Source organism: Pseudoxanthomonas sacheonensis (assembly GCF_010093305.1).
Lineage (GTDB): Bacteria > Pseudomonadota > Gammaproteobacteria > Xanthomonadales > Xanthomonadaceae > Pseudoxanthomonas_A > Pseudoxanthomonas_A sacheonensis.
The window spans coordinates 126,363-152,983 of record NZ_PDWS01000003.1; the positions used below are offsets into that span (position 1 = coordinate 126,363).

Consider the following 26,621-nt stretch of genomic DNA (forward strand, 5'->3'; position numbering starts at 1 on the left):
ATGCCGTCAGCGCGCCGGGCCCCAGTAACCCAGGCGATGCCTGATCTGCAGGTTGCGCAGGCGCGCGGCCAGGGGCTTGGCGCGTAGCGAACCCATTTCGCCATCGATGAAATCCTCGGTGGCGGCGATCACCCGCTCTGAGGAGCGCCCATCGCGGTAGGGATGTATGGCATCGGCATAGCGCAGTATTTCAGCGCGCAACTCCGGGGTGGGCGCGAATGCCCGCTCCAGCATCGCCGGCAGCAGCGCGCTGTCGGAGAAATCGAGCATGTGCGGTTTCGGCGCGCGGTTACGGAAGGTGACCACCGGCTTGTGCTGCACCACGAACTCGGAAACGATCGACGAAGTATCCGACACCAGCACATCGGCGACCCGTTGCGCCGCCATCAACTGCTCCGTTTCGACGAAGCTTGCATTGGGGCCCGACAGGGAGCGGTAACGGTCGAACCATTCCTGCGGGCATTTGGGGTGCAAGGTCAGCAGCCAGTAGCGGTCGCCGCGCGCGACTTCGGCGGCGATGGCGTCGAACAGCAATGGCGCTGCGCTCAGCCGCTCGGTGAAGGTGGAACCGAACAGAACGATGCGGCGGCCCGCGGCGGGCAGCTTCAGCGCATCGTCTTCATGCGCGCCGTGGCGGAACAGGGGATCGAGCTTTGGCCAGCCGGTTTCGGCCACCGCGAAATGCCCTTCGCGTTCGGCGAGCGCGCGGAACGGCGCCGTGGTCGCCGGCCCCTGCGTGCAGTACAGATCGAACATGCCCCTGACCCGGAAGTGACCGCGGCTGTCGCCGCGCTTCTCCACATTGAAGCCATGGAACACCTGCACCTTGGCGCCGGAAACGAAGGACGGCACCCAGTTGGCCGCGCTGAACACCGCACGCGGACGCAGCGCCAGCGCCTCGCGCAGGCCGACCGCGCGCACGGGCGTTTCCCAGCGCCCTCCGGATGCCGCACCCTCCAGCCAGGCCGAAACGGACTGGCCCGACTCATGCAATGCGCGCGCCAAAGGTTGCAGAATAGGCAGCGCATACCGCTCTGTAGCGAACAACAGGTACTCGGCCATCGATACGTCCCTAACCAGCGCTCACGACGAGCGGCCTCGGCTTTCGGCCTGCATTATCACTTTCAACGAGGCCGACCGCATCGCCGATTGCCTGGACTCGGTGTCGTTCTGCGACGAAGTGGTCGTGGTCGACTCCGGATCCACCGACGATACGGCAGCGATGGCCGAACAACGCGGCGCGAAGGTGCTGATGCGGCCTTTCGACGGCTACCGCAGCCAGAAAGCGTTCGCCGCCGCGCAGGCCAGCCATGAATGGATCCTCACCCTCGATGCGGACGAGCGCATCGACGACCGCTTGCGCGCCTCGATCCAGGCCGCGCAAGCCGGCGGTTTCGCCGGTGCGGCCGGTTACCGGTTCGCCAGGCTTTCCTGGTATTTCGGAAAATTCCTGCGCCACGGCAATGCCTATCCCGACCGCGGCCTGCGCTTGTTCGACCGCCGCCGCGGCGGCTGGCGCGGCGATCGCGAGATCCACGAAGCGGCGAGCGTGGACGGGCCGATCCTGCCGCTGGAAGGCGATGTCGTCCATTACCCTTACCGCTCGCTCGAACAGCAGCTGGCGAAGACGCAAACCTATGCGCGGATGATGGCCGAACACGAGCATGCGCGCGGCAAGCGCGCTTCGTTGCTCAAGCTGGTGCTGTCGCCCGCCTGGCGGTTCTGGCGCGGTTATGTTTTCAGGCTCGGCTTTCTGGACGGTTGGCAGGGGCTCGTATACGCCTATGTGCGCGCCAACTACGTACGGCAGAAATCGATCATGCTGCTGATGCTGCAACATGCGCAGCCGGTATCGGGCAAGAAGCGCGAATAACCGTTCACGCTGGTGCCGCGCTTTGCGCGGACGGGTTCTCGCGCAGGGACAGGCCGAGCAACAGACCTACCAGGACCGCATAAAGCGTTGTGGTCAAGGCATGCGCGAACATGGATTGGGTGATTCCGGACAGCACGTAGACCACGACCAGCATCAGGCCGGCCCAAGCGGAACCCTTTGGTATGGCCAGGCGGTGGGCGACGATGATTCTCAGGAAATGGCCCGCAGGAAGCAGATAAAGCGCGACGATCAGCAAAAGCCCGGGAATGCCCATGGTGGCGGACCATTGCGCCAGGTCGTTATGGGCATGGTGGAGCGTGCAGACGGTCAATTCCTGCGTGCGGCATTCGGGCAGCTGCTCTACCAGGGTGCCGAACCGATCTATGCCCAGCCCAGTCCAGGGATGATCCAGGAACGCGCGCCAGGCCAGCGACAGGAATTCCAGTCTTGCGCCGACCGCTGAATCCACATGGCCGGCGGAATATTTCTGCAGGTCCGTCTGGATGTTCTCCAGCCGCATATGCGCCGTCAGCCACGGCACCGCGCACATCAGCGCCAGCAACAGCAGCAACGCGCCCAGGGAAACGCCGATGCGAACCTTGGCTGCGCGGCCGCCGCTGCCGATCGCCGCGACCAGCACCAGCAGACCCAGGCCCGGCAATACTCCGCGACTTCCCGACAGCACGATGGCGATGGTTCCCAGCGCCAGCATGAGGGCCAGCAGCGGCAGCGTCCAAGGCCGTTTATCCTGCGGGCGGCAATAGACCGCCAAGACCAGCAACGCCAGCACGGCGTTGGCGAATACGATGGGATTGCCGCCGCCGCCGGCGCGCTCGACCCCGGAAATCATTTCGCCTATAGCGATGACGCAGGCGAGAACCACCCCGGACATCGCGCCGATCCATAGCCAGAAGCGCGAGGGAGCCAACGCGAACGCCAACAATCCGCACCAGGGCACCAGCAGGAACCTTGCGTAATTGTCGACGGTTCGCCAATCCTGCCCGGAAAACTGCATGGACAAGATCGCCAGCCCGAGCACCAGGACCGCGAGCAGCGCGACCGAACGCAGCACATGCCCGGTCTCGTTCCATGCCTCGGCAAGCAGATCTGGCACCAGCAGCGTGGCCGCCGCCAACAGCACTCCGAAAGCGGCGAAACCCTTGGGCAGTAGTACCGGCGCAGTAGCGCAGACCAAGGACAGCCCGGCGACGGCGGCGGCGAAACCTTGTCGCTCCAGATGACGTTGCGAGTAGAGCCCTCTTCCCGAAACAGCCATTTTTCGCTCGATCCAGCATTGAAGTCGGAACGCCCGATGGTAGCCGGCAAAGCGTAAATTCCCGAGTAATTCCGTCTCACAATTGCGAACGGAATACTTAACGATGCGTTCAGGCGCGGAGACTGTTCACTCAGGTTTCACTATCGACTAGCCGAGATCGCGCTTGCGCAACAACGCATAGAAAAACCCGTCCATGCCGTGTTCGCCCGGCAATCGCTGCCGGCCATGGCCCGCCGCATGGCCGTAACGCACATCCAGCGTTTGCGGCAGCGCGTCGGCGGTGCGCGCCACGAAACGGGACATCTGCTGCTCGTTCTCGTCCTTCAAAATCGAGCAGGTCGCATAAAGCAGCACTCCTCCCGGCTTGACCGTCTTCCACAGGCCGTCCAGCAGGCGCGCCTGCAAGGCCACCAGCGAAGACAGGTCTTCCGGACGGCGATGCAGCAGCACATCGGGCTGCCGCCGCACGATGCCGGTCGCCGAACAGGGCGCATCCAGCAGCACGGCGTCGAACGGTTCGCCGTCCCACCAGGTTTGCGTATCGCTTGCGTCGGCCACGCGGAACTCGGCCTGCGCGCCGATGCGCGCCAGCGTTTCCCGCACCCGGTTCAACCGGCGTTGATCGACGTCCAGCGCCAGCAGACGCAGCGAAGGATCGCGCTCCAGCAGATGGGCGGCCTTGCCGCCCGGCGCAGCGCAAGCATCCAGCACGCGCGCACCCGGCATGAGCGGCAACGCATCGGCCACTTGTTGCGCGGACCCGTCCTGCACCGAGGCATCGCCCTCGGCGAAACCCGGCAACGCCGCCACCGCGACCGGCAGATCGATGCGCAGCGCATCGGGCAGGTCCGGATCGGTGCCCGAAGCGATGCCCGCCTCCTGCAAACGCACAGCATATTGATCGCGCGTGCCCTTGCTGCGGTTCACCCGCAACCACAGCGGCGCGGCATGCGCGCTGGCTTCGAAGATGGCCGCCGCATGCCCGCCCCACTCCAGGTTGATCTTCTTGCGCAACCACGCCGGCCAGGCCGCGGCCGGATCCGATTCGGGAAGCCCTTCGCGCTGCGCGCGCCGCAGCAACGCATTGACCATGCCGGCCTGGTGCGGCCTGCCCAGCGCGCGTGTGGCTTCCACCGTGGCCGACAATGCAGCATGCGCCGGCAAGCCCATCGCATCGATCTGGGCGAAACCCACCAGCAACAGCGAGCGCAGGTCGCCGTCTTTTTCTCCCAACGGCTTCTGCAGCCAGAGCTGCAACGCCGCGTCGTAGCGCGCGCGCTGGCGCAGGGCCGAGAAACAGATCGCCTCCAGCAAGGCGCGGTCGCGCGGATCGGGCAATTGCGCCAGCGCCGTGGCCAGTTCGCCTTTCAGGGAACGGCCGCGATGGATCACCGCGTCCAGCGTTTTGGCGGCCAGCACGCGCGTGGCGACGCCGGGGGCGGCGCCTGCGGATGAGCCGCCATTGGATGAAGCGTTCAAAGCGTGGCCAGATCGCGGCGCGCGTTCAGATAATCGGCGGCGGTGATCGCCTTGCCGCCTTCGCGCTGGATCACGCGCAGACGCAACGCGCCTTCTCCGCAGGCGATATCCAGGCCTTGCTTGCCGGCGGCCAGCAGCGTGCCCGGTACCGACGCATGCGGAAGATCCAAAGCCACCGCGCCGCGGATGCGCAGACGCTCGCCCGCCACCAGCGCTTCGGCGACCGGCCAGGGCTCGAAGGCACGCACCTTGCGCGCCAGAACCGCAGCCGGCTGGCTCCAGTCCAGACGCGCCTCGTGCTTATCCAGTTTGTGCGCATAGGTCACTCCCTGCTCGGGTTGCACCCAGGGCACCGGCCGCACGTCGGCGCGCAGCAATGCCAGGCCATCGGCCAGTACGCCTGCGCCCAGCTCGGCAAGCCGGTCGTGCAGTTGTCCGCCGGTTTCTTCCGGGCCTATGGGCGTGGTTTGGGCCAGCAGCACCGGACCGGTGTCCAGGCCGGCTTCCATCTGCATCAGGCAGACGCCGGTTTCGGTATCGCCCGCCTCGATGGCGCGCTGGATCGGCGCGGCGCCGCGCCAGCGCGGCAACAACGAGGCATGCACGTTCCAGCAGCCGAAGCGCGGAATCTCAAGCACCGCGCGCGGCAGGATCAAGCCGTAGGCCACCACCACCAGCAGGTCGGGCTCCATCGCGCGCAGCGCCTCCTGCGACTCTTTGCGCTTGAGCGTTTCCGGCTGCAACACCGGAATCCCGCGCTGGATCGCTTCCAATTTGATCGGGGAAGGAGTCAGCCCACGCCCGCGCCCCGCCGGCCGGTCCGGCTGCGTATAAGCCGCGATCACCTCGCCGTGCGCATGCGCGGCGCGAAGACTGGGGACGGCAAAGGCCGGCGTGCCGGCGAAAACGATTCTCATGATGGGGGAATGGGGATATAGGGAATGGGGAATGGTAACGGCCAAGAGACGGCTAACCGCCTTTTCTATTCCCTATTCCCCATTCCCGATTCCCGGCCGTTCAAGCCGCGTCGCCCGCCAGCTTGCGCTGCTTGGCCAGCTTCTTGCGCACCATCTCGCGCTTGAGCGGGGACAGATAGTCGACGAACAGCTTGCCGTCCAGGTGGTCCATCTCGTGCTGGATGCACACCGCCAGCAGACCGTCGACCTGCAGCTGCCGCGGCTGGCCGTCGCGGTCCAGGAAGCGCACGTCGATGGAATCGGCGCGAGTCACGTCGGCGAAGATGCCGGGCACCGACAGGCAGCCCTCCTGGTAGACCTGCTCGCCGGTCCTGGAAAGGATTTCCGGGTTGATGAACACCTGCGGAGCGCTTTTGTCCTCGCTGATGTCGATGACCATGAAGCGCTTGTGCACATCGACCTGGCTGGCGGCAAGGCCGATGCCCGGGGCTTCGTACATGGTCTCGAACATGTCGTCGAGCAGGCGCTGGAACGCGGGATCGGCGATCTGCGCGGAATCCACCGGCGCAGCCTTGGTGCGCAGCCGGGGATCGGGGAATTCGAGGATGGGGAGCAGTGACATGGCAGTTCTGTAATGGGGATGCCGTCGGAATTCGGCAAGGCCTCACGGATTCTAACTCGCGGGCTTGCTTAGTGGCCCGGTTTCTGGACTATAGTGCGGACAACCTGTGGGGAATCAGGTGGGGATCATCATGTTCAGAAAATTTCGTACGGTTCTTGCCGCCGCCGCGTTCATCGTGGCCACCTACGCCGCGGCCGCCGAAATGTCCGGCGCCCACCCCGACACCTACGTGGTGAAAAGGGGCGACACCCTCTGGGACATCTCCGCCAAATTCCTGAAGAAGCCCTGGCTGTGGCCGGAGATCTGGCAGGCCAACCCGCAGATCAAGAATCCCCATCTCATCTACCCCGGCGACGTGATCAGCCTGGCCTACCTCGACCGGGTGGCCTTGCAGCCGGGTCCGCGCGAGGAAGCGCCGATCGGTGCGATCCCGCTGGCCGACATCGAACCCTTCCTGAAGAACCTGCGCGTGACCGACAGCTTCGAAGAGCTGCCGCGCGTGGTGGGCCTGGAAGAAGACCGCCTGCGCAGCTCGGGCGGCCAGCTGATTTACGGCGTGGGCCTGGAAGGCGCCCAGGTCGGTCAGCGTTTCGCGATCGTGCGCCCCACTCTGCGCTACACCCACACCCGCTTCGTCTCCAATGGCCGTTACGCGACCTACAAGGAAGACCTCGACTTCCGCGGCAAGCGCATCGGTTCGGAAACCATCGACTGGGACCGCAGCTGGAACAGCGCCGCCCTGGATACCGGGCCCAAGCTCGAACTGCTGGGCTATGAACTGGCCCAGGTCAGCGTCGGCACCCTGACCCGCGGCGTGGTGCCCGGTTCGGACGCCAGCACGCTGGCCCTGGAAGGCAACGGCCACGAAGTCCGCGTCGGCGACCGCCTGATCCCGGTCGAGGCCCAGCCCTACGATCTGCAGTTCTTCCCGCACGTGCCCAAGGTGCCGCAGCCCGAGGGCAAGCTTCAGATCGCCGCGGTGGCCAATGCGCTGACCTCAGGCGGTCCTCGGGACGTGGTGGCCATTTCCGGCGGCAGCCGCGAAGGCATCGACAACGGCACCGTGTTCTCCATCTGGCGCCAAGGCAGCCACGTGATCGACCGCCTGCACGACCCGGAAGACTCGCGGCTTACCGAAACGCGTCCTAACTCCCGGACCAAGACGGGCAGCAGCGACCATGTGCTCCCCGACGAATACGCCGGCCATGTGATGGTGTTCCGCACCTTCGAAAAAGTCAGCTACGGCCTGGTCATGGAAGGCACCAAGCCGACCCGCGTGGGCTACGCGCTCAAGCATCCGGATGCGACCTACTGACCGCCGCTAGGAAATTTCCTATGCAGCAACGCGACGGCGCCCGAGGGCGCCGTCGTCGTTTCCGCCCTAGTCTGGAGGAATGCATGAACATGAAGAAGAATCCTTCGCCCTGCTGAAACTGATCCTTGCCGGCGGCGGCGTCGCGCCCCGACGCGCGCTGCTGGACGCCCATGGCGCCCCCGCGCGCAGTCTGGCCGCCGGAGCGTCGGCCTGGAGAGCGGCGGGTCTGAGCGAAACCCAGATACAACGGATCCGCCAGCCCGACGGCGAAACGCTGCAACGCGCGCTCCAGTGGCTGGAACACGCCCGTCACCACCTGCTCGGCTGGCACGATCCCGATTACCCGCCTTTGCTGCGCCGGATCGGCAGTCCGCCGTTGGCGCTGTTCGTGGACGGCGACCCCTCCCTGCTCTGGCATGCCGGCGTCGCCATCGTAGGCAGCCGCTCGCCTACGGCGGGCGGGCGCGACAATGCGTATTCCTTCGCCAGGGCTTTCGCCGCTTCCGGCACGGCGGTGATCAGCGGAATGGCGGCGGGCATCGATGCGGCCGCCCACGAGGCGGCGTTGTCGGTGCCGCAGGGGGTCACGGTCGCCGTGCTCGGCACTGGACCGGACCTTGCCTATCCGCCGCACCATGCCGGCTTGCGCGAACGCATCGCCGCGCGAGGAGCGGTGGTCAGCGAGCATCCGCCCGGCACAGCGGCCAAACCAGCGCATTTCCCCAGCCGCAACCGGATCCTGGCCGGACTGGCCCTGGGCACGCTGGTAGTGGAGGCCACCGAGCGCTCCGGCGCCTTGATCACCGCCCGCCAGGCCGGCGACAACGGGCGCGAGGTCTTCGCCGTGCCCGGGTCCATCCACAATCCTATGGCGCGGGGCTGCCACCGGCTGATCCGCGAAGGAGCCGGCCTGGTGGAGAACGCCCAGGAAGTGCTCGACGCGCTGGTGCCGATGGCCAGCGAACTGGCCGATTTCCTGCGCGGGCGGCTTGCGGGCAGCCTCGCCCGTCCCCATATCGGGGCCGACGCCGCGCTTGCGCCGCTGAACCCCGACTACCAGCCCTTGTGGCTGGCGCTGGGCCACGACCCAACCGGTATGGATTTACTGGTCGAGCGGACCGGATTGACGGCCGCCGAACTGTCCTCCATGCTGCTGGTCATGGAACTGGATGGACGGGTGGCGGTCGAACACGGGCGCTACTCGCGCAAGACCTAGTTTCTTTCCTCCACAGCGTCAGGGACGCAGGCCGAGGGGCAATGAAAGAGAGCATCCTGGATGTACTGCTTTACCTGTTCGAACACTACTTCACCGAAGACGCGGACCCCGTCCGCGACCGCGACTCGCTCCAGAACGGCCTGATCCAGGCCGGCTTCAGCCCAACCGAAATCAGCAAGGCGTTCGACTGGCTCGATGCCCTGGCCGAGCAGCGCCCGGCCGCCAGCGAACCCCGCATCGGCGGCCCTACCCGCGTCTACCACGGCCCCGAGCTGGAAAAGCTGGACGTGGAGTGCCGTGGCTTCCTGTTGTTCCTGGAACAGCACGGCGTGCTGGACGCCGACCAGCGCGAGCTGGTGCTGGACCGCGCCATGGCTCTGGACCAGGACGAACTGGACCTGGACGACCTGAAATGGGTCGTGCTGATGGTGCTGTTCAACCAGCCCGGTTCCGAAGCAGCTTATGCGTGGATGGAAACCCAGATGTTCGACGACGAACCTGAACCGGTACACTAAACCCCTGTGACCCTCCCCGTTGCGGGGAGGGCGAATCCTGCAGGGAACGCAATGAGCGAGTGGTATTACTCCGCAGGCGCCGATCAGCGCCAAGGGCCGCTGGACACGGATGGTTTGATAGCGCTGTTCCGCCAGGGCCGCATCGGCCTGGATACGCTGGTCTGGCGCGACGGCCAGGCGAAATGGCAGCCGCTGGGCGATTTCGCCGCGGAGTTGGGATTTGCCGGCGGCACGCTGCCGCCGCCGTTGCCGCCACGTCCGGTGTCGATGCCGCAACCTGTTTCGGCTCCGCCGAAATCCGGCATGTCCGGCTGCATGATCGCGATCATCGTGGCCGCAGTGCTCGCCATCCCGATGGTCGGCATCCTGGCGGCGATCGCATTGCCCGCCTACAACGACTACACGCTGCGGGCCAAGGTGGCCTCGGCCCTGCCCGTCGCCGAACCGGCGAAGGCGGCCTTGGTCGCGCACCTGACGAGCGAGCAAACCTGCCCGAACAACGAAGAAGCCGGCTTCGGCACGCCGGAGAGCTACGCCAGCGGCACCGTCGCTTCGATCTCCTTCGGCCAGTTCGAGAGCGATCTGTGCGGCATGGAATTGATCCTCACCGTGCCCGGCAAAGAAGCGCTGGACGGCAAGGCGGTGTGGCTGGAATACGATCCGTCCGATTCGTCCTGGCAATGCAGTTCGGAAATCGACGACAAGCTACTGCCGATCAAATGCCGCGGATGAGGATGCGCGTGCGCTGTTCGCGCTGACGCGGTTGAATTCGCAGCTTCGCGATGTTTTTTCGGCGAAGGATTCCGAGTTTCAAACCATTGCGCTTGGTCGGACGCGGCGCTTGGGGCTGATTTTTTCTGCAAACGGTCTGGGGAGACCACATGTCCATCTGGTATTACACCGACGCCGAACGGCAGCAGCAGGGGCCGCTGTCCACGGATGAACTCAAGCAATACTTCCACCGCGAAATCGTCAACCCGGACACTCTGGTCTGGCGCGATGGAATGCTGCACTGGCGCGCATTGGGCGAATTGGCCGAGCAGTTGAATCTGCTGCCTGCCGCCGCTGCGGTCGCCGAGGCGCCGCCATCGGCCAAGGCGGGACCGCCTGCGCTGGCGCCGTTGCCTCCGGTAGCGGAGCCCGAGCCCGCACCGACGATCGCTCCGGCGCCGACCAGCGGCCGCGCCGTGTTCAACTTGGGCAGCGAACCTTCCGAATTGCCGCCGCAGGTGCTGGCCGAGGCCCACCAGCGCGCCGTGCAGGCGCTCGACAACCTGGATTCCGGCAACCCTTACCGCCCCTCCCAGGCCGCGCTGCGCAGCCGCGCCCCGGCAGCGCGCAACCAGGACATCGTCTACGCCGGGTTCTGGAAACGCGCGGCGGCCGCCATCGTGGACGGTATCGTCGTCTGGATCATCGGCAGTTTCGGCGGCGAAGCGCTGGGCACCCTGCTGGGCGACCTTGCCGGTGGCGGCGAGGTTGCGGTGGCGATGATGATCCTGCTGGTCACCCTGACCCTGCAGGTCTGCTATTACGCCTTCTTCCACGCCTCGTTCAATGCCGCCACGCCAGGCAAGATGCTGATCGGCATCAAGGTGGTGCGCAGCGACGGCGAAAACATCAGCTTCCTGCGCGCGGTCGCGCGCTATTTCGCCACCATTCCCAGCGGCATCCTGCTGGGCATCGGCTACCTGATGGCCGGCTTCACCGCTCGCAAGCAGGCGCTGCACGATATGATCTGCGACACGGTGGTGGTGGATCGGTGGGCCTTCACCGCGCAGCCGGAAATGCAGCGGCACGAACTGGGAACCGCCGCTGTCGTGGTGCTGGTGGGTTATATCGGGTTGATAGTGCTGGCGGTGATATTCGCGGTAGCGCTGGGATTCGGCGATGCCCTTCGATATGCGCGCTGAAAGGATTTAAGGAACCTCCATGGAAAACTGGTACTACGCCGACGCCGAGCGCCAACGCCAAGGGCCGCTCAGTGCGGAAGAGTTGGCGCAACGCTTCCATCAGGGCCGATTGCGCCTGGATACGCTGGTATGGCGCGATGGCATGGCCGAATGGCAGCCGCTGCGCGATTTCACCGCCGAACTGGCCTTGCACCAGGCACCGGCGGAAACCTTCTACACGCCGGCCGAACCCGCGGCGGCGGCAACGACCGCCGGCGGAACGGCACCGGCTTTCGGGGAATCCAGCGGCGACGCGGCCGGCAGCGCTTCGCCCTACGCCCCGCCCAGCGCGGCGCTGACTTCCGACGAAGCCTTCTATGCTGGCGGCGAAGTGGTGTACGCCGGCTTCTGGAAACGCGTGGCGGCCTACATGATCGACGCCATGGTCATCGGTATTGCCACCCAGATCGTGCAACTGGTGGTGATGGGCGTGTTCTTCGGCCTCAGCGCCTCCAGCATGAGCAACCCGGAAACCATGTTCGCCAGCGGTACCGGCATCCTGTTCGTGCTGGCGCTGTACGTGGTGCCGCTGGCCATGAACGCCGCCTATTACGCCGCTTTCCACGCCTCCTCCAAGCAGGCCACGCTGGGCAAGATGGCGGTGGGCATCAAAGTGGTGCGCACCGATGGCACCCGCATCAGTCTGGCGCGTGGCGTAGGCCGGTTCTTCGGCACCATTCTGAGCAGCCTGACTATCGGCATCGGCTTCCTGATGGCGGCCTTCACCGAACGCAAGCAGGGCCTGCACGACATGATTTGCGACACCCTGGTCGTGGATAAATGGGCCTATACCGCCCATCCGGAATGGCAGAAACGTGAACTGGGCACGGTCACCGTTGTGATCCTTGCCATTTTTGGCGTGCTGATACTGCTTTTCGGGGCGATCATGGTGTTCGCAATGATCGGAATCGCCAGCTCCATGCGCTGACCGGGCTGCAGCCCGCGCTTGACAGCCATGGGTCCGGCGTGATTCCACTATAAATAGAAGAAACCTGAACGCCCGGGGCACACACCCCGGGCGTTGGCTTCTACGCCGCCCCCATCTGAAGGACACTCGCCGGCCCCGCCGGCGCTCGAACCCAACCCATGCCCAAGCACCTGCTCATCGTCGAATCGCCCGCCAAGGCCAAGACGATCAACAAATACCTCGGCAAGGACTTCACCGTCCTGGCTTCCTACGGCCACGTCCGCGATCTGGTGCCGAAGGAGGGGGCGGTCGACCCCGATCAGGATTTCGCGATGAGCTACGCGCTGATCGACAAGAACGAAAAACACGTGGAAGCCATCGCCAAGGCCGCCAAGGGCGCCGACGCGATCTATCTGGCCACCGACCCGGACCGCGAAGGCGAGGCCATCAGCTGGCACATCGCCGAGATCCTGAAGGAGCGCGGCCTGCTCAAGGACAAGACGCTGGAACGGGTGGTGTTCACCGAGATCACCCCACGCGCGATCAAGGAAGCCATGACCAAGCCGCGCCAGATCGCCGGCGACCTGGTCGATGCGCAGCAGGCGCGCCGTGCGCTGGACTACCTGGTGGGCTTCAACCTGTCGCCGGTGCTGTGGCGCAAGGTGCAGCGCGGCCTGTCCGCCGGGCGCGTGCAGTCGCCGGCGTTGCGCATGATCGTCGAGCGCGAGGAAGAGATCGAAGCGTTCATCGCGCGCGAATACTGGTCCATCGAGGCCGAGTGCGCGCACCCCTCGCAGGCCTTCACCGCCAAACTGGTGAAGCTGGATGGGCAGAAGTTCGAGCAGTTCACCGTCACCGACGGCGACACCGCCGAAGCCGCGCGTCTGCGCATCCAGCAGGCCGCGCAAGGCGCGCTGCACGTCACCGACGTGGCCAGCAAGGAACGCAAGCGCCGTCCTTCGCCGCCGTTCACCACCTCCACCCTGCAGCAGGAAGCTTCGCGCAAGCTCGGCTTCACCACCCGCAAGACCATGCAGGTCGCGCAGAAGCTCTATGAAGGCGTGGCCATCGGCGAGGAAGGCACGGTCGGTCTGATCAGCTACATGCGTACCGACTCGGTCAACCTGTCGCAGGACGCGCTGGACGAGATCCGCGACGTGATCGCTCGCGATTTCGGCACCGCATCGCTGCCCGACAAGCCCAACGTCTACCAGACCAAGTCGAAGAACGCGCAGGAAGCGCACGAAGCCGTGCGTCCCACTTCGGCGCTGCGCACGCCCGCGCAGGTGTCGCGATTCCTGTCCGACGACGAACGCAAGCTCTACGAACTGATCTGGAAGCGCGCCGTCGCCTGCCAGATGATTCCCGCCACCCTCAACACCGTCAGCGTGGAACTGGCCGCCGGCAGCGAGCACAGCTTCCGCGCCAGCGGCACCAGCGTGGTCGTGCCCGGCTTCCTGGCGGTGTACGAGGAAGGCAAGGACACCAAGACCTCCGAGGACGAGGACGAAGGCCGCAAGCTGCCGCTGATGAAGCCCGGCGACCGCGTGCCGCTGGATCGCATCCACGCCGAACAGCATTTCACCCAGCCGCCGCCGCGCTTCACCGAAGCGGCGCTGGTCAAGGCGCTGGAGGAGTACGGCATCGGCCGTCCCTCGACCTACGCTTCGATCATCCAGACCTTGCTGTTCCGCAAGTACACCGAAATGGAAGGACGCAGCTTCCGTCCCACCGACGTGGGCCGCGCGGTCAGCAATTTCCTCAGCGGGCATTTCACCCAGTACGTCGACTACGACTTCACCGCCAAGCTCGAAGACGAGCTGGACGCGGTGTCGCGCGGCGAAGAGGATTGGATTCCGCTGATGGAGCGGTTCTGGGGCCCGTTCAAGCAGCTGGTCGAAGAAAAGAAGGAATCGGTGGACCGCAGCGAAGCCACCGGCGCGCGCGAGCTGGGCACCGACCCGAAGACCGGCAAGCCGGTCAGCGTGCGCCTGGGCCGTTACGGACCGTATGCCGCGATCGGCAGCACTGCCGAGGACGCCGAAGACAAGCCGACCTTCGCTTCGCTGCGTCCCGGCCAGAGCATGCACACCATTTCCCTGGAGGACGCGCTGGAGCTGTTCAAGCTGCCGCGCAAGCTGGGCCAGGACAAGGACGAGGAAGTCAGCGTCGGCATCGGCCGTTTCGGCGCGTTCGCCAAGCGCGGCAGCGTGTACGCTTCGCTGAAGAAGGAGGACGACCCGTACACCATCGATCTGGCGCGGGCGGTATTCCTGATCGAGGAAAAGGAAGAGATCGCGCGCAACCGCGTCATCAAGGAATTCGACGGCAGCGATATCCAGGTGCTCAACGGCCGCTACGGCCCCTACATCAGCGACGGCAAGCTCAACGGCCGCATTCCCAAGGACCGCGAACCCGCTTCGCTGACCCTGGAGGAAGTGGTGAAGCTGATGGAGGAAACCGGCAAGCCGATGCGCAAGGGCTTCGGCAAGAAGACGGCGGCCAAGAAAACCACGGTGAAGAAGGAAGCGGCGCCGAAGAAAACCGCGGCCAAGAAAGCCGTGAAGAAAGTCGCCAAGAAAACCGCAGCAAAGAAGACCGTCGCGAAGAAGGCGCCGGCTCGCAAACCGGTGGCCCCGGTGGTCGAGCCTGTCAAATCGCTGCTGACGCCGGCCGCCAACATCGAGCTGGGCAAGAAGCGGATCGTCAAGGCGGCGAAGTAACTCGGCGCGGTGTCGAAGCTGGTGGCTGGGCAAGGCAGTTCGGGCTGCTCACATTGTGGGCGCCCGCCAAATGGAATCGTCATTCCCGCGAAGGCGGGAACCCAGCGACTTCCGCTTGTCCCTCAAGTGGGTCGCAACAAAGGCACTGGGTTCCCGCCTCCGCGGGAATGACGACCTGAAAATACTTCGATTGATTCAGGCATCGCTGTAGTCAATGCCATCCGCACACGAAAGCCGGTCGACCGGTCGCTTCCGATGATCAACTCGCTACTTTCAATCCACGAAGCCGCCACCGCCCTGCAGACCGGCGGCGTCATCGCCTATCCGACCGAAGCGGTCTGGGGCCTGGGTTGCGACCCGCGCGATGAGGGTGCCGTACTGCGGCTTCTGGCGATCAAACAGCGCGCCGTCGACAAGGGTCTGATCCTGATCGCTTCGAATCTGGAGCAATTGCGGCCGTTCCTGGATCTGGCCGCCGTGCCTGCGGAAAACCTGGCGGCGGTGCTTGCCAGCTGGCCGGGTCCGCATACCTGGGTGATGCCCGCCAGCGCCGCCGCGCCGCGCTGGATCACCGGCGCGCACGACGGCATCGCCGTACGCATCAGCGCGCATCCGCTGGTGATCGAGCTCTGCAATGCCTATGGCGGCGCCCTGGTTTCCACCAGCGCCAACCGGGCCGGACAGCCAGCGGCGTTCACCCGCGAGATGCTCGACCCTGTGGTGCTTGCAGGCGTGGACGGACTGGTCGCCGGGGAAACCGGCGGACTCGGCGCGCCTACCGCCATCCGCGAAGCGCTGACCGGCGCTGCCATCAGGTAGGTCGGGGTTACACCCCCGACGGGCGCGGTGCCGGATACCTCCCATACGTCGGGGGCGTAGCCCCGACCCACCAATACGCGCAAGATACCTGCATGCCGCTTCTTCGCCCCATAGCCCTGCTTCTCGGTCTGTCGCTGGCCGCCATGCCAGCACGCGTGCCTGCGCAGGACGTCACCATCTACCGCTGCATCGGTGCGGCCGGCAAGCTGACCCTGCGCGACTCGCCTTGCGCGAAGGGCGAAACCCAGGAAGTGCGTTCCATGCAGCGGCCCAAGGATCCCGTGCCCACAGCGCCGCCGGTGGCGAAAGCCGCCCCGCCACCCGCCCCGCCGCCGCGTGAAGTGCAGGTCATCTACCGCAGCCCACCACGCCCGATGTACGAATGCGTCACCGCCGACGGCGAGAAGTACACCAGCGACAACGGCGAAGGCAATCCGCGCTCGGTTCCTTTGTGGACACTGGGTTACCCGGCGTGGCCGCATCGCGGCGGCGGCGGATCCCGGCCGCCTGACGACCGCCATCCGCACCTGCCCGGCGTCATCGTTCCGGGTGGTTACACCTGGGTTCGCGACGAGTGCCACGCGTTGCCGCAGCAAGAGGTCTGCTCACGGCTGTCCGACCGCCGTTATGAAATCATCCGCCGCTACAACAGCGCCCTGCAAAGCGATCAGCATCGGCTGGAACTGGAGCAGCGCGGTATCGATGCGCGCATCGCCAACGACTGCGGAAACTACTGATGAAGTTCGGACACGTCCTGCCGATCCTGTTGCTGTTCGCATCGTCGGCGGACGCCGACGAAGTCGTGTTCTATCGCTGCACCGACGCCAGCGGTGCGCTGACCATGCAGAACATGCCGTGCCCGAAAGGCCAAAAGCAGGAAAAAAAGGTCATGCAGAGCGTCAGCACGGTGCCGATGGGAGACGCCGCGCCAGCCAAGCCGGCCCCGCCCCGCACACCGCCTTCCGCGCGGCCGCCGGCGACGGCCCCGACCGCTCCATCCCCGCCCAAGCCCGCCGAAGCCGTGGCGGACGGCGGCGCCGAGCCGTCAGCCGAGAACCGCTTGCCGCCCCCCGTTCTTTTCCAATGCGTCACCTACGACAAGGACACCTACATCACCGAGGGCGCGGAGCCCCAATCGCGCTGCGTCCCCCTGCGCACCGTGGGCCTGGACGGCAATCCGCAGACCGGCGCGGGCGAAGCCTGCGAGATGATGCGCGACCAATGCGCGCGCGTGGCCGACGGCGCGCTGTGCGAAGCGTGGAAGAAGCGCATGGGCGAAACCGAGGTGGCCTGGCGCTTCGCGCGCCCGGGCAATGAAGCGAAGAACAAAGCGGAGTTCGAGCGCACGCAGAAGATCTGGCGCGAGAGCGCCTGCGGGGAGTAGTGCTTTTTCCTTCTCCCATTGGGAGAAAGCGCCCATAGAGCCTGCCCCGTACTTGATACGGGGGCGGATAAGGGAATGAAGTATCAGCCTGTAATGAAAGTTGGATGGGTAGTCACTGCCATTCCCTCATCCGTCGCTTCGCGCCACCTTCTCCCAGAGGGAGAAGGAAAATCAGAATCCGTAACGCAGGAACCCGCCATCCACCGCGATACATTCGCCGGTGATGTAGCTGGCGGCCGGCAGACAAAGGAAACCGACCGCGGCGGCCACTTCCTCGGGTTCGCCGATGCGGCGCATGGGCGTGCGGTCTATCACTTCTTCGTAGTAGTCCGCGTCGGCCAGCTTGCCCGAGGTGCGGCGCGTGCGGATGTACCACGGCGCCACCGCGTTGACGCGCACGCCGTCCTCGGCCCATTCCACCGCCAGGTTGCGGGTGAGCTGTTGCAGCGCGGCCTTGGTCATGCCGTAGGGCGCCCCGCTGCGTACCGCGGTGATACCGGACACGCTGCCGACGTTGACGATGCTGGACACCGCATGGCGGGTCAACAGCGGATGCGCGTAACGCGAGAGTTCGAACGCGGAGAAAAGATTGATTTCGAATATCCCTCGCCACTCGTCCTCGGTGTAGTCCACCGTGGCCTTGGTCAGGTTGCCGCCGGCGTTGTTGACCAGGATGTTGAGGCCATCGGCGTGGTCTTCCACCCAATCGAGTATTTCGCGGCGGTCTTCGTCGTCGGCGACATCGGCGGCCATGGCGTTGATGGAGCGCTCGGGGAATTCGTCCAGCAGCTCGTCGCGCACCGCTTCCAGCGCATCGGCATCGCGCGCCACCAGCATTACGTCGGCGCCGAAGCCCAGCAGCTCGCGGGTGACGGCCAGGCCTATCCCCGCGCTGGCGCCGGTGATCAACGCCAGTTGTCCATCCAATCGCCAACGGTTGGGAGTCATCGCATCGCCCTTCACGGATGGGCGTAGCATAACGCCACGATCCGTGGAGACGCCTTCATGAAAGCATCCCTGTTCCGTACCGGCTGCCTTGCCCTCTCGCTGGCAGGACTGGCCGCCTGCAAGCCCGAGCCGCCGCCGACCGACGAGCCGCCCGAGCCCCAGGCCACGGCTACCGGCAACACCGAACTGCGCGATGCGATCCAGAAGCCGATCGATCAGGCCAAGGCGGTAGAGGGTACGGTGCAGGAAGCGGCGGACAAGAACAGCGCCGCAATCGACGCTGCTTCGCAGTAACCGCGTCGCCGTAGGGCGGGCATTGCCCGCCGCTCTTCCCGCGCCTCGAATCTTGCCCGCAAGTCGGGGGCGTAGCCCCGACCTACGCTTCGATCACAACCCGCAGAAGCAATACACCAGCGCCTTGACCGGCGCGCCGTTGCGGCTGTTGGCGGCCTGTTCGACGAAGCGCAGCTGCGCGTCGGTCTCCGGCATCGCTTTGGCCAGCAGCGCGCGGGCTAAATCCGAATCCTTCAACCAGGCCGAACCGATGCGGCTGCCTGCGAAACCGCTCATGAACTGCGAGAACGGCGAAGCCATCTTCTCGATGTAGCGCACGCGGTATTTGTCCGGCTTGCCCAGCTTGGCGCGCGCGGCGGCATCGGCGACGGCGGCTTCGAAACCGCCCAGCTCATCGACCAGCCCGCGCTCTTTGGCCTGCGCACCGCTCCACACGCGGCCGCGTGCGATGGCGTCGATCTCTTCCACCGGCTTCTTGCGCGCGGCGGCGACCTTGCCAGTGAAATCGGCGTAGCCCTTGTCGATCACCGACTGGACCACGCGGCCCACGGCCGGATCCATCGGTCGGGTGATGTCGAAGGCGCCGGCGAAACGCGTGGTACCCACGCCGTCGGTGTGCACGCCCACCTTGTCCAGCGTGCGGGTGACATTGGGAATCAGGCCGAAGATGCCGATGGAACCGGTGATGGTCGAGGGATCGGCGTAGATGCGGTCGGCGTTCATCGAAATCCAGTAACCGCCCGAAGCGGCCAGATCGCCCATCGACACCACCACCGGCTTGCCGGCGGCCTTCAGCGCGGCGACTTCGCGGCGGATCTCTTCCGACGGATACACGCCGCCGCCCGGGGAATCCACGCGCAGCACCACCGCCTTCACGTCCTCGTCGTCGCGCGCTTCACGCAGCAGCGCCGAAGTGGACTTGCCGCCGATGGTGCCGGCCGGCTGTTCGCCGTCGGTGATTTCGCCTGCGGCCACCACTACGGCGACCTGCGGGCGTTCGTCGGCGATACGCACCGTTTTCGCATCCAGCTGGGCCAGGTAACCGCCCAGCGAGACGCTGCGGAAACCATTGTCCGAATCCTCGTCGGCCACGCCGCGTTCGGTCAGCAGCGTCTCCACTTCTTCCTGCGTCTTCAGTCCGTCCACGAGCTTCTGCTGCAGGGCGAATTTGGCCAGGTCGCCACCGGCGGCGGCGATGCCTTCGGGCAGGGTGTCGATGCCCGAAGCCAGTTGCTCGGGCGTCACCTTGCGGGCTTTGGCGATGTCGGCCAGGTAGCGCTGCCAGATATCGCTCATCCAGAACAGGTCGGCTTCCTTCGATTCCTTGGAAGCGGCGTCGAGGATGTACGGCTCGGCGGCGGACTTGAATTCGCCCACGCGGAACAGGTGCACGTCCACGCCCAACTTGTCCTGCAGACCCTGGCGGTAGTACTGGCGGTAACGGCCCAGGCCTTCCAGCAGCATGCTGCCCATCGGATCGATGTAGACCTCATTGGCCTGCGCGGCCAGCAGATATTGCGACTGGTCCAGATTCTCGCCGAACGACACGATCTGCTTGCCCGAAGCGCGCAGACGCGCCAGCGCGGCGGCCACTTCGCGCATCGAGGCGTAGCCGCTGGGCTGCAGCTGGTCCACGCGCAGAAGCACGCGTTCGATCTTCTTGTCGTCCTTGGCCGCGTCGATGGCGCGGATCAGGTCGCGCAGCTGGATCTCTTCGGCGTTCTTGTCGCCGAAAGCCTTGGCCAGCGCGCGCGTGGCGGGGTCGGCGCTGTACTGCTCCACCAGCTTGCCTTCCGGCGCGATCACCAGCGTGGTCCTGTCCAGCAACGGCTTGACCCCGTTGCCGCGCCCTACCGCCGCCACGAAAATGACCAGGAACAGGAACAGCAACCCGAAGAACAGGAAGTTGAGGATCAGCCTGCGGGTGAAATTCATCACGTTCCACAGGCCGACGAAGAAGGCGGCGATGGGACCGCGATGGACGACTTGATTCATGGGGGGCGAGCTCCGGATAACCGACGCCAGCTTACCGTTTGCCCGCCGCGCTTACATGCCCCGTAAGTCACTGCCCGGAATCTGTGAGACGGGAAGCCCCAACAGCCGCCGGCTGCTGCGCTGGAAACGCGTGGCCATCAGTACCGCTGCGGCGGTCAGGCCCACGATCAGGCCCATCCACATGCCCTGAGGCCCCCAGCCCAGCCCCAGTCCCAATCCCGCACCCAGCGGCATGCCCAGGCCCCAGTAGGAAAGCACCGCCAGCCACATCGGTACGCGGGTGTCCTTGAGCCCGCGCAGCGCGCCGGCCGACAGCACCTGGATGCCATCGGGAAACTGGAACGCCGCCGCGTACAGCAACAGGCTGCCGGCCAGCCCCGCCACCGCCAGATCGCGCGTATACAGCGCCACCACCGCATCGTGGCCCAGCAGCAGCGCCGTGGCCGACAATGCCTGCGTGCCCAGCACGATCACGTAGCCGGCATGCGCCGCGCGGCGGACGCCCAGCGCATCGCCCGCCCCAAGCGCATGGCCCACGCGCACGGTGGTGGCTTCGGCCACGCCCATCGGAATCATGAAACACAGCGCCGACACGTTGATCGCGATCTGGTGCGCCGCCGCCGGCACCGCGCCCAGGCGCGCGATCAGCAGCGCGGTGGCGATGAACAGACCGCCTTCCATCAGCACGGTGACGCCGATCGGCAGCCCGGTGCGCAGTAGCTGCGCGATCGGCTTCGGATGCGGACCGTCGAAACGCGCGAACAATTGCAAGTGCGAGAAACGCCTGGCATTCCACAAGTAGAGGGCGAAGGCCAGCGCCTGCGACCACATCATGATGGCCGAGGCCACGCCCAGGCCCGCCGCGCCCATTTCCGGCAATCCGAAGTGGCCGAAAGTGAAGGCGTAGCCCAGCGGCGCGAGCACCGCCAATCCGCCGAACCCGATCAGCATCGTCGGCAGGGTCCAGTGCATGCCTTCGCTCAGATAGCGCATGCAGAAGAAAAGCGTCAGCGCAGGCGCGCCCCAGCGGATGCCGTGCAGGAAGCCGCGCGCGCCGGGAATGATTTCCGGTGCGATCCCGAACGGCGCCAACGCATACGGGACCAGGCTGAGGAAGGCGAACATCAACAACCCCAGGGCCAGGGCCAGCCACAGCGCCTGCCGGAACAGCGGACCGATCTCCGCGCGGCGTCCGGCGCCGTTCAACTGCGACACCGAAGCGGTGAGCGAGATCAGCGTGCCGATCGGCACCATCATCGGCAGCCACAACAGTGCGGTGCCGATGGTGACCGCGGCCAGCGTCTGCGTGCCGTGGTGGCCGGCGATGACGTTGTCGACGAAACCGATCAGACCGGTGGACACATGGCCCAGCACCAGCGGCAGGGCGAGCGTGGCCGTGGCGCGCACTTCGCTGCCGAAGCGCGGGAGTTGGGAAGTCTGGGGCGTCATGGAAACGATCTTTACGACTGCGGTCGCGCGGACGCGCTGGCACCGGGTCGGAGGGCCCGGTAGTCTAGGGCATGTCCGTCGTATATGAAGTCAATTTACCGGTCATGTCCGTCATTTACGAAGTCAACTTGGCCGTCGACCGCGAAATCGCCGCCGAATATCGCGACTGGCTGATCGCGCACGTGCAGGAAATGCTCGCACTGCCCGGCTTCACCGGCGCGCGCCTGATGGAAACCGCACCGGACCAGGCCGACGCCGCGGAAACCGTCTTCTGCACCCAGTACGAACTGGTCGATCAAAGCGCGCTCGACGAATACCTGCGCCTGCATTCGGCCCGCATGCGCGCCGACGGGATCAACCGCTTCGGCGACCGGTTCCGCTCCACGCGCCGCGTATTGCGCGACCTGGGCCGCTACTGATCCAGTTTTCCCCTCAGCCAGGCGGCCGTCTGCGCCGGGGATACCGACAACAGCTCGCTGCGCAGCGCCTGCCGGTCCTGCGGCGGCGTGCGCTGCGCCAGCACGGCAAGGTCGGCGCGCTGCTGCGCATCCATGCTCCGCAGCCTGGCCAGCAGCGCCAGACGCTGCGGTGCGGAAACGTAGGCCAGCAGCGGATGCAGCGAGGGATAGTCGCGTCCCAGCACCGGCCCCAACCTCCAGCCACGCTGGTGCACGTCGTCCAGCGCATCGAACTGCGCGCGCAATGCCTGCTTGCGTTCCGGCGGAAACGCATCGACCTGGGCCGCCAGCGCGCGCAGGCTGTCGCGTTCGCCGGCCTCGAGCTGCAGCCAGGCCTGGTAGCGCGCGCGGCGTTCCTCGCGTTCGCCGAGCGGCAACGCGTTCCAGGCGGCCAAGCGCTGCCCGAACTGCACGCGCTGCTCGGGCGTCATCGCTTGCAGCCGCGCCTGCCGCTCGGGCCGGGCCAGGGTGCCTGGAGCCGTTGCGGCGTCCGCCCCGGCCGCTGGAACGGACGCGGCATGCAGCGATACGGCGGTCAGCAATGCAGCCAGAATCACGACGGCGCGACCTTTTGCCGAGCCGTTGTTTGCCGGCGACCGATCAGAACTGCGCATCGGTCGTCTCCGTTCCCGTGGCCTTCGACGGAGCTTCCGCTCCGGCCTTGTCTTCGGACGCATCTTCGGCAGCGTCCGACGGCGCGCTGGCGCCAGCCGCGTACCAGGCCAGGAAATCGGCATCGCGCGCGATCGCTTCGTCCTGCGGTTCGAGCACCAGTTCGAAGTCCGGATGCGTGAGCAAGGCCGTGGCCGCATCGAACTTCGCCGCAGGGGCTTGTTCGGGCAGATCTTCGCTGGTGATTTCCACGCTGTCCTGCAGGCGCTGGACGCCGTTCTCGCGATTGGCGCCAGCGCTGCGCGCGGCCTGCCATTGCGGCCACCACCAGGTCGCCGCCAGCGCGGCCGCGCACAGCACAAGCACCAGTGCCACCCACGGCCAGCGGCGGCGCCTCGGTCGCGCCTCGACCGGCGCTGCGGAAAAGGTCGCGGGCGCAGGACGTTCGAGCCGCGTGCCCAGGATGGCCGCTTCGCGCAAGCGCGCCAGACGCGCCAGGCGCTGCGGCGGCAGATCGCGCAACAGCGACTGGATCGCTTCGGCCAACGCGCGCCAGGCCGAAGCATCCGGTTGTCCGCCGGCGTCGCGCGGGCATGCCGAAGCGAGCGCTTGCCGATGGACTTCCGGGGCGATGCACAGCACCGCCGCGGCCTCTTCCTCCGGCAGGCCCGCCGCCAGACGCAGCAGCAGCGCCTGCCGGGGCAGCGGCTGCAATCCGGACAGCGTTTGGACTCCCGCCGGCCACCGCGCCGTCGCTGCGGACTGGCGCAACTGCGGAGTCGCCGCCAGCAGGGTCCAGAAGCGCCGCGGCCACTCGGCCATGGGCAAGGTACCGGCATGGTTGCGGAACGCGCGCATGGCGGCCGCCAGAGCGTCGTCGCCCGCCTCGCGGTCGCCGCACTGGAGTTCGGCGAACAGTGCGCCCCGGCGTTCGACGCCACGCAGGAAAGCGGAGAGCGCGGCCGGCACGGACGCGGCATCGTTCAAATTGCTGGGCATCTTGGAACCGGGGGATTCGTCGCCGCATCATAGCCGCGCTCAGGCATTTCCCAAGCGCAAAATGCTCCTTGACAGATTTCCAAAACCTGCTCTCCCAAGCGCCATAAGGCTTTGCGCCAAAACACGTTGTGCACAGCCGTCATTCGAACGTCACATGCCTGTCCGCAGTCAGGCCCGGCGTTCGCATTACAATCCTGTTTCACGGCCAACTTGCTGATATTTATGAAGTTAATGGCGTTGGCGTTTTTTTAGCCAACCTCACGCCGAAGCTTGCTGCAAGCCTCCGGAAGCGTGGAGCAAGGCTTTGATGCACAGTTTTATCCACAGACCATGTGGATAAAGCAGAATCTCCAAGCACGGCGGCGACTTGCGTGATTTTCGTCACCTCCCAAGTAGCAATGACGTGCAACTGCAGCACGCCTCGCGAGGGGCTTGCGGCGGTCGGTAAACTGGAGCCGATGCGCTCCGATGCCACCCTCCAGGTCGTCCTGCCCCTGCCCCTGCCGCAGTGGTTCGACTATCTGCCGCCGCCCGGTCATTCGCCCGGCGCCGACGACATCGGCAAACGGGTGAGAGTGCCGTTCGGTTCGCGCGAAATGACCGGTGTGGTGGCTGGCATCGGCATGGCGACCGGCGACGGACCGGAACTGCGCCAGGTTCTGGAATTGCTGGATGCGGCCCCGCTGCTGCACGGCGAGCTGTTGGCTTCCCTGCGCTGGCTGGCGCGTTACACGCATGCGCCCCTGGGCGAGGTGCTGGGCACCGCGCTGCCGACGCTGCTTCGTCAGGGCGAGCCAATGCCGGACACGCACGCCTGGGCTTGGCGACTGACCGAAGCGGGAGCCACCGGCAGGGAGCGACTGCGGCAGGGCACTCGGCCGCGCCAGTTCGCAGACCTGTTGCAGACCGGTGCGCGCGATGAGGACAGCCTGGATTTGCAGATGGAGAGCTGGCGCACTGCGGCGCGCGCATTGACAAAGCGCGGGCTGGCCGAACGCGTGGCGGTGCCCGCTTCGACTCTGGCGCCGTCGCCGCAAAAGGGACCCGACCTGCATGCGGAACAGCAGGCGGCGGTGGACGCGATCCTGGCCACGCGCGGTTTCGCGCCGCTGCTGCTGGACGGCGTGACCGGCAGCGGCAAGACCGAGGTCTACCTGCATGCGATCGCCGATTGCCTGCGGCGCGGCAAGCAGGCGCTGGTACTGGTGCCGGAGATCGGCCTGACTCCGCAGACCCTGGCGCGCTTCCGGCAACGCCTGGGCGTGCCGGTGCTGGCGCTGCATTCGGGCTTGAACGACAACGCGCGCGCGCGCGGCTGGGCCGCGTTCGCGCGCGGCGAGGCACGGGTGGCGGTAGGCACGCGCTCGGCCGTGTTCACGCCGTTGCCCGACGCGGGCCTGATCATCGTCGACGAAGAGCACGACGGCAGCTACAAGCAGCAGGACGGCATGCGCTACCACGCGCGCGATTTCGCATTGGTGCGCGGCAAGGCGCTGGACGTGCCGGTAATCCTGGGCAGCGCCACGCCGTCGCTGGAATCGCTGCACAACGCCCTTGGCGGACGTTACGCGCACTTGCGGCTAAGCCAGCGTGCGGGCGACGCGAAACCGCCCTCGGTGCGCGTGCAGGACCTGCGCAAGCGTCCGCTCGAAGCGGGATTGTCCGCCGAAACCATGGCCGCGATCTCCGCCGCGCTGGAGGCGGGCGGACAAGTGCTGGTGTTCAAGAACCGCCGCGGTTACGCGCCGGTATTGATGTGCCACGACTGCGGCTGGAGCGCGCAATGCAAACGCTGCGGCACGCCGGCCAGGAGCTCGCCGATGACCGTGCACGGCGCCGGACGCCGGTTGCAATGCCATCACTGCGGCGCGCGCCAGGCCGTGCCGCCCGCATGTCCGGATTGCGGCGGACTGGCGTTGCAGCCGCAGGGCGTTGGCACCGAGCGCATCGAAGAAGCGCTGATGGAAAAATTCGCCGGTACGCCGGTGTTGCGCATCGACCGCAGCACCACCCAGCGCCGCGATGCGCTGGACGGCCATCTGCAAAAGCTGGGCGACCGCCCCGGCATCCTGATCGGCACGCAGATCCTGGCCAAGGGCCACGACTTGCCGCATCTGACCCTGGTGGTGGTGGTCGGCGTGGACGAAGGATTGTTCTCGGCCGACTTCCGCGCGGGCGAAAAACTCGCCCAGCAACTCATCCAGGTCGCAGGTCGCGCAGGACGCGCGCAGAAACCCGGAGAAGTTTGGCTGCAGACCCACCACCCCGACCATCCTCTGCTCAACACGCTCATCAATGGCGGTTACCACGCCTTCGCACAGGGCGAATTGGAGCAGCGCCGGGCCGCGGGATTCCCGCCGTTCGCGCATCTGGCTTTGTTGCGTGCGGAAGCCAAGCATATCGATGCGGCGAACGCATTTCTGCATGCCGTCAAGTCGGTGTTCCCCTCTCCCATTGGGAGAAGGTGGCGCGAAGCGCCGGATGAGGGTGCGGCGAAGCAGCAATTGCCGAACCGCCCGCGGCCTTCCAACATCCCCATTCCGCCGTACCCTCTCCCCAACCCTCAGCCGCTTGAGGCGGCTTCGATTCCCGACGGGAGAGGGGCTTTGAACGTCGAAATCCAGGGGCCAATCCCCGCTCCCATGTCACGGCGCGCCGGCATGCACCGTGCGCAGCTTCTGCTGTCCTCGCCCAGCCGCCGCGAACTGCATGCGTTGCTGGATGCCGCGTTGCCCGCTATCTACGAACTGCCCGAAGCGCGCAAGACGCGCTGGTCGCTGGATGTGGACCCGCTGGATCTTTACTGATGGCGCAGCAGTCGCTCGATTCCCATATCGGCCTTGCCCATCGGCGCGCATCGCCCGCGCC

Annotated in this window: 24 protein-coding genes; 14 read left to right on the plus strand and 10 right to left on the minus strand. The window is 66.3% G+C overall.

Features of this window, described 5'->3' with window-relative positions; all coding sequences use genetic code 11:
• Positions 1-6: 6 nt before the first annotated feature.
• Positions 7-1,062: a CDP-glycerol glycerophosphotransferase family protein gene (locus CSC73_RS04295; protein ID WP_163839176.1), complete on the minus strand. Its 1,056-nt coding sequence runs from the start codon at positions 1,060-1,062 to the stop codon at positions 7-9.
• Between CSC73_RS04295 and CSC73_RS04300 the strand changes: the two genes are divergently transcribed.
• Positions 1,061-1,873: a glycosyltransferase family 2 protein gene (locus CSC73_RS04300; RefSeq protein ID WP_163839351.1), complete on the plus strand. Its 813-nt coding sequence runs from the start codon at positions 1,061-1,063 to the stop codon at positions 1,871-1,873. The genes CSC73_RS04295 and CSC73_RS04300 overlap by 2 nt on opposite strands.
• A gap of 4 nt (positions 1,874-1,877) precedes the next feature.
• Here the strand turns inward: CSC73_RS04300 and CSC73_RS04305 are convergent, their stop codons facing one another.
• The 4 genes from CSC73_RS04305 to def all read right to left on the minus strand — a co-directional run bounded on the left by CSC73_RS04305 (position 1,878) and on the right by def (position 6,167).
• Positions 1,878-3,149, minus strand: a complete 1,272-nt coding sequence (locus tag CSC73_RS04305) for an O-antigen ligase family protein (protein WP_163839177.1) — start codon at positions 3,147-3,149, stop codon at positions 1,878-1,880.
• Between the two features lie 147 nt (positions 3,150-3,296).
• The gene (gene rsmB, locus CSC73_RS04310) at positions 3,297-4,628 is read right to left on the minus strand and encodes a 16S rRNA (cytosine(967)-C(5))-methyltransferase RsmB (protein WP_163839178.1); all 1,332 of its coding nucleotides are present in this window, start codon (positions 4,626-4,628) and stop codon (positions 3,297-3,299) included.
• Positions 4,625-5,545 (minus strand): methionyl-tRNA formyltransferase, encoded by a 921-nt coding sequence (fmt, locus tag CSC73_RS04315; protein WP_163839179.1) that lies wholly within the window; start codon positions 5,543-5,545, stop codon positions 4,625-4,627. The genes rsmB and fmt overlap by 4 nt, the downstream gene beginning before the upstream one ends.
• Before the next feature lie 100 nt (positions 5,546-5,645).
• Complete coding sequence (gene def, locus CSC73_RS04320; protein WP_163839180.1) at positions 5,646-6,167, minus strand: peptide deformylase; 522 nt, start codon at positions 6,165-6,167, stop codon at positions 5,646-5,648.
• A 130-nt stretch (positions 6,168-6,297) separates the two neighbouring features.
• On the opposite strand from def, the gene CSC73_RS04325 reads away from it, so the two are divergent.
• From CSC73_RS04325 to CSC73_RS04370, 10 genes are all read left to right on the plus strand, one after another.
• Positions 6,298-7,482, plus strand: a complete 1,185-nt coding sequence (locus CSC73_RS04325) for a LysM peptidoglycan-binding domain-containing protein (protein ID WP_163839181.1) — start codon at positions 6,298-6,300, stop codon at positions 7,480-7,482.
• 79 nt (positions 7,483-7,561) lie between these two features.
• Positions 7,562-8,698: a DNA-processing protein DprA gene (dprA, locus tag CSC73_RS04330; protein WP_163839182.1), complete on the plus strand. Its 1,137-nt coding sequence runs from the start codon at positions 7,562-7,564 to the stop codon at positions 8,696-8,698.
• 41 nt (positions 8,699-8,739) lie between these two features.
• Entirely contained in the window at positions 8,740-9,213 is a 474-nt protein-coding gene (locus CSC73_RS04335) for a DUF494 family protein (protein ID WP_163839183.1), read from the plus strand.
• A gap of 51 nt (positions 9,214-9,264) precedes the next feature.
• Positions 9,265-9,945, plus strand: coding sequence for a GYF domain-containing protein (locus CSC73_RS04340; RefSeq protein WP_163839184.1), 681 nt, complete (start codon positions 9,265-9,267; stop codon positions 9,943-9,945).
• A 149-nt stretch (positions 9,946-10,094) separates the two neighbouring features.
• On the plus strand, positions 10,095-11,126 hold the full coding sequence (locus tag CSC73_RS04345) for an RDD family protein (protein ID WP_163839185.1): 1,032 nt from the start codon (positions 10,095-10,097) through the stop codon (positions 11,124-11,126).
• A 19-nt stretch (positions 11,127-11,145) separates the two neighbouring features.
• The gene (locus CSC73_RS04350) at positions 11,146-12,093 is read left to right on the plus strand and encodes an RDD family protein (RefSeq protein ID WP_163839186.1); all 948 of its coding nucleotides are present in this window, start codon (positions 11,146-11,148) and stop codon (positions 12,091-12,093) included.
• Positions 12,094-12,251: 158 nt separating this feature from the next.
• Positions 12,252-14,795: a DNA topoisomerase I gene (locus CSC73_RS04355; protein WP_163839187.1), complete on the plus strand. Its 2,544-nt coding sequence runs from the start codon at positions 12,252-12,254 to the stop codon at positions 14,793-14,795.
• 255 nt (positions 14,796-15,050) lie between these two features.
• A complete protein-coding gene (gene tsaC, locus CSC73_RS04360) occupies positions 15,051-15,614 on the plus strand; it encodes an L-threonylcarbamoyladenylate synthase type 1 TsaC (RefSeq protein ID WP_163839188.1) in 564 nt (187 codons plus the stop codon).
• A gap of 92 nt (positions 15,615-15,706) precedes the next feature.
• Positions 15,707-16,351 carry a DUF4124 domain-containing protein gene (locus CSC73_RS04365; RefSeq protein ID WP_163839189.1) on the plus strand — a complete coding sequence of 215 codons (645 nt, stop codon included), beginning with the start codon at positions 15,707-15,709 and terminating at the stop codon, positions 16,349-16,351.
• A complete protein-coding gene (locus CSC73_RS04370; RefSeq protein WP_163839190.1) occupies positions 16,351-16,998 on the plus strand; it encodes a DUF4124 domain-containing protein in 648 nt (215 codons plus the stop codon). The genes CSC73_RS04365 and CSC73_RS04370 overlap by 1 nt, the downstream gene beginning before the upstream one ends.
• A gap of 171 nt (positions 16,999-17,169) precedes the next feature.
• On the opposite strand, the gene CSC73_RS04375 is transcribed toward CSC73_RS04370, so the two are convergent.
• The gene (locus CSC73_RS04375; protein ID WP_163839352.1) at positions 17,170-17,946 is read right to left on the minus strand and encodes an SDR family oxidoreductase; all 777 of its coding nucleotides are present in this window, start codon (positions 17,944-17,946) and stop codon (positions 17,170-17,172) included.
• Between the two features lie 57 nt (positions 17,947-18,003).
• Between CSC73_RS04375 and CSC73_RS04380 the strand changes: the two genes are divergently transcribed.
• Positions 18,004-18,240 (plus strand): hypothetical protein, encoded by a 237-nt coding sequence (locus CSC73_RS04380; RefSeq protein WP_163839191.1) that lies wholly within the window; start codon positions 18,004-18,006, stop codon positions 18,238-18,240.
• A gap of 93 nt (positions 18,241-18,333) precedes the next feature.
• Here the strand turns inward: CSC73_RS04380 and sppA are convergent, their stop codons facing one another.
• Both sppA and CSC73_RS04390 read right to left on the minus strand, forming a co-directional pair.
• Positions 18,334-20,235, minus strand: a complete 1,902-nt coding sequence (gene sppA, locus CSC73_RS04385; protein ID WP_163839192.1) for a signal peptide peptidase SppA — start codon at positions 20,233-20,235, stop codon at positions 18,334-18,336.
• A gap of 51 nt (positions 20,236-20,286) precedes the next feature.
• Positions 20,287-21,684 (minus strand): MATE family efflux transporter, encoded by a 1,398-nt coding sequence (locus CSC73_RS04390; protein ID WP_163839193.1) that lies wholly within the window; start codon positions 21,682-21,684, stop codon positions 20,287-20,289.
• 104 nt (positions 21,685-21,788) lie between these two features.
• Here CSC73_RS04390 and CSC73_RS04395 point away from each other — a divergent pair, with 104 nt between their 5' ends.
• Positions 21,789-22,103 carry a DUF4286 family protein gene (locus tag CSC73_RS04395; protein ID WP_163839194.1) on the plus strand — a complete coding sequence of 105 codons (315 nt, stop codon included), beginning with the start codon at positions 21,789-21,791 and terminating at the stop codon, positions 22,101-22,103.
• On the opposite strand, the gene CSC73_RS04400 is transcribed toward CSC73_RS04395, so the two are convergent.
• Positions 22,097-22,756, minus strand: coding sequence for a DUF3106 domain-containing protein (locus tag CSC73_RS04400; RefSeq protein WP_163839195.1), 660 nt, complete (start codon positions 22,754-22,756; stop codon positions 22,097-22,099). The two genes, CSC73_RS04395 and CSC73_RS04400, sit on opposite strands and share 7 nt — an antisense overlap.
• Positions 22,743-23,753: a hypothetical protein gene (locus CSC73_RS04405; protein ID WP_163839196.1), complete on the minus strand. Its 1,011-nt coding sequence runs from the start codon at positions 23,751-23,753 to the stop codon at positions 22,743-22,745. Before CSC73_RS04405 ends, CSC73_RS04400 begins: the two co-directional genes overlap by 14 nt.
• A gap of 458 nt (positions 23,754-24,211) precedes the next feature.
• Here CSC73_RS04405 and CSC73_RS04410 point away from each other — a divergent pair, with 458 nt between their 5' ends.
• Positions 24,212-26,560 carry a primosomal protein N' gene (locus CSC73_RS04410; RefSeq protein ID WP_163839197.1) on the plus strand — a complete coding sequence of 783 codons (2,349 nt, stop codon included), beginning with the start codon at positions 24,212-24,214 and terminating at the stop codon, positions 26,558-26,560.
• Positions 26,561-26,621 lie beyond the last annotated feature (61 nt).

Excerpts from the sequence above, each read along its gene's own strand:
- CSC73_RS04295 (WP_163839176.1), bottom strand. The coding sequence starts at position 1,062 with ATGGCCGAGTACCTGTTGTTCGCTACAGAGCGGTATGCGCTGCCTATT.
- CSC73_RS04305 (WP_163839177.1), bottom strand. The coding sequence starts at position 3,149 with ATGGCTGTTTCGGGAAGAGGGCTCTACTCGCAACGTCATCTGGAGCGA.
- fmt (WP_163839179.1), bottom strand. The coding sequence starts at position 5,545 with ATGAGAATCGTTTTCGCCGGCACGCCGGCCTTTGCCGTCCCCAGTCTT.
- def (WP_163839180.1), bottom strand. The coding sequence starts at position 6,167 with ATGTCACTGCTCCCCATCCTCGAATTCCCCGATCCCCGGCTGCGCACC.
- CSC73_RS04325 (WP_163839181.1), top strand. The coding sequence starts at position 6,298 with ATGTTCAGAAAATTTCGTACGGTTCTTGCCGCCGCCGCGTTCATCGTG.
- dprA (WP_163839182.1), top strand. The coding sequence starts at position 7,562 with ATGCATGAACATGAAGAAGAATCCTTCGCCCTGCTGAAACTGATCCTT.
- CSC73_RS04335 (WP_163839183.1), top strand. The coding sequence starts at position 8,740 with ATGAAAGAGAGCATCCTGGATGTACTGCTTTACCTGTTCGAACACTAC.
- CSC73_RS04340 (WP_163839184.1), top strand. The coding sequence starts at position 9,265 with ATGAGCGAGTGGTATTACTCCGCAGGCGCCGATCAGCGCCAAGGGCCG.
- CSC73_RS04345 (WP_163839185.1), top strand. The coding sequence starts at position 10,095 with ATGTCCATCTGGTATTACACCGACGCCGAACGGCAGCAGCAGGGGCCG.
- CSC73_RS04350 (WP_163839186.1), top strand. The coding sequence starts at position 11,146 with ATGGAAAACTGGTACTACGCCGACGCCGAGCGCCAACGCCAAGGGCCG.
- CSC73_RS04355 (WP_163839187.1), top strand. The coding sequence starts at position 12,252 with ATGCCCAAGCACCTGCTCATCGTCGAATCGCCCGCCAAGGCCAAGACG.
- tsaC (WP_163839188.1), top strand. The coding sequence starts at position 15,051 with ATGATCAACTCGCTACTTTCAATCCACGAAGCCGCCACCGCCCTGCAG.
- CSC73_RS04365 (WP_163839189.1), top strand. The coding sequence starts at position 15,707 with ATGCCGCTTCTTCGCCCCATAGCCCTGCTTCTCGGTCTGTCGCTGGCC.
- CSC73_RS04370 (WP_163839190.1), top strand. The coding sequence starts at position 16,351 with ATGAAGTTCGGACACGTCCTGCCGATCCTGTTGCTGTTCGCATCGTCG.
- CSC73_RS04375 (WP_163839352.1), bottom strand. The coding sequence starts at position 17,946 with ATGACTCCCAACCGTTGGCGATTGGATGGACAACTGGCGTTGATCACC.
- CSC73_RS04380 (WP_163839191.1), top strand. The coding sequence starts at position 18,004 with ATGAAAGCATCCCTGTTCCGTACCGGCTGCCTTGCCCTCTCGCTGGCA.
- sppA (WP_163839192.1), bottom strand. The coding sequence starts at position 20,235 with ATGAATCAAGTCGTCCATCGCGGTCCCATCGCCGCCTTCTTCGTCGGC.
- CSC73_RS04390 (WP_163839193.1), bottom strand. The coding sequence starts at position 21,684 with ATGACGCCCCAGACTTCCCAACTCCCGCGCTTCGGCAGCGAAGTGCGC.
- CSC73_RS04395 (WP_163839194.1), top strand. The coding sequence starts at position 21,789 with ATGTCCGTCATTTACGAAGTCAACTTGGCCGTCGACCGCGAAATCGCC.
- CSC73_RS04400 (WP_163839195.1), bottom strand. The coding sequence starts at position 22,756 with ATGCGCAGTTCTGATCGGTCGCCGGCAAACAACGGCTCGGCAAAAGGT.
- CSC73_RS04405 (WP_163839196.1), bottom strand. The coding sequence starts at position 23,753 with ATGCCCAGCAATTTGAACGATGCCGCGTCCGTGCCGGCCGCGCTCTCC.
- CSC73_RS04410 (WP_163839197.1), top strand. The coding sequence starts at position 24,212 with ATGCGCTCCGATGCCACCCTCCAGGTCGTCCTGCCCCTGCCCCTGCCG.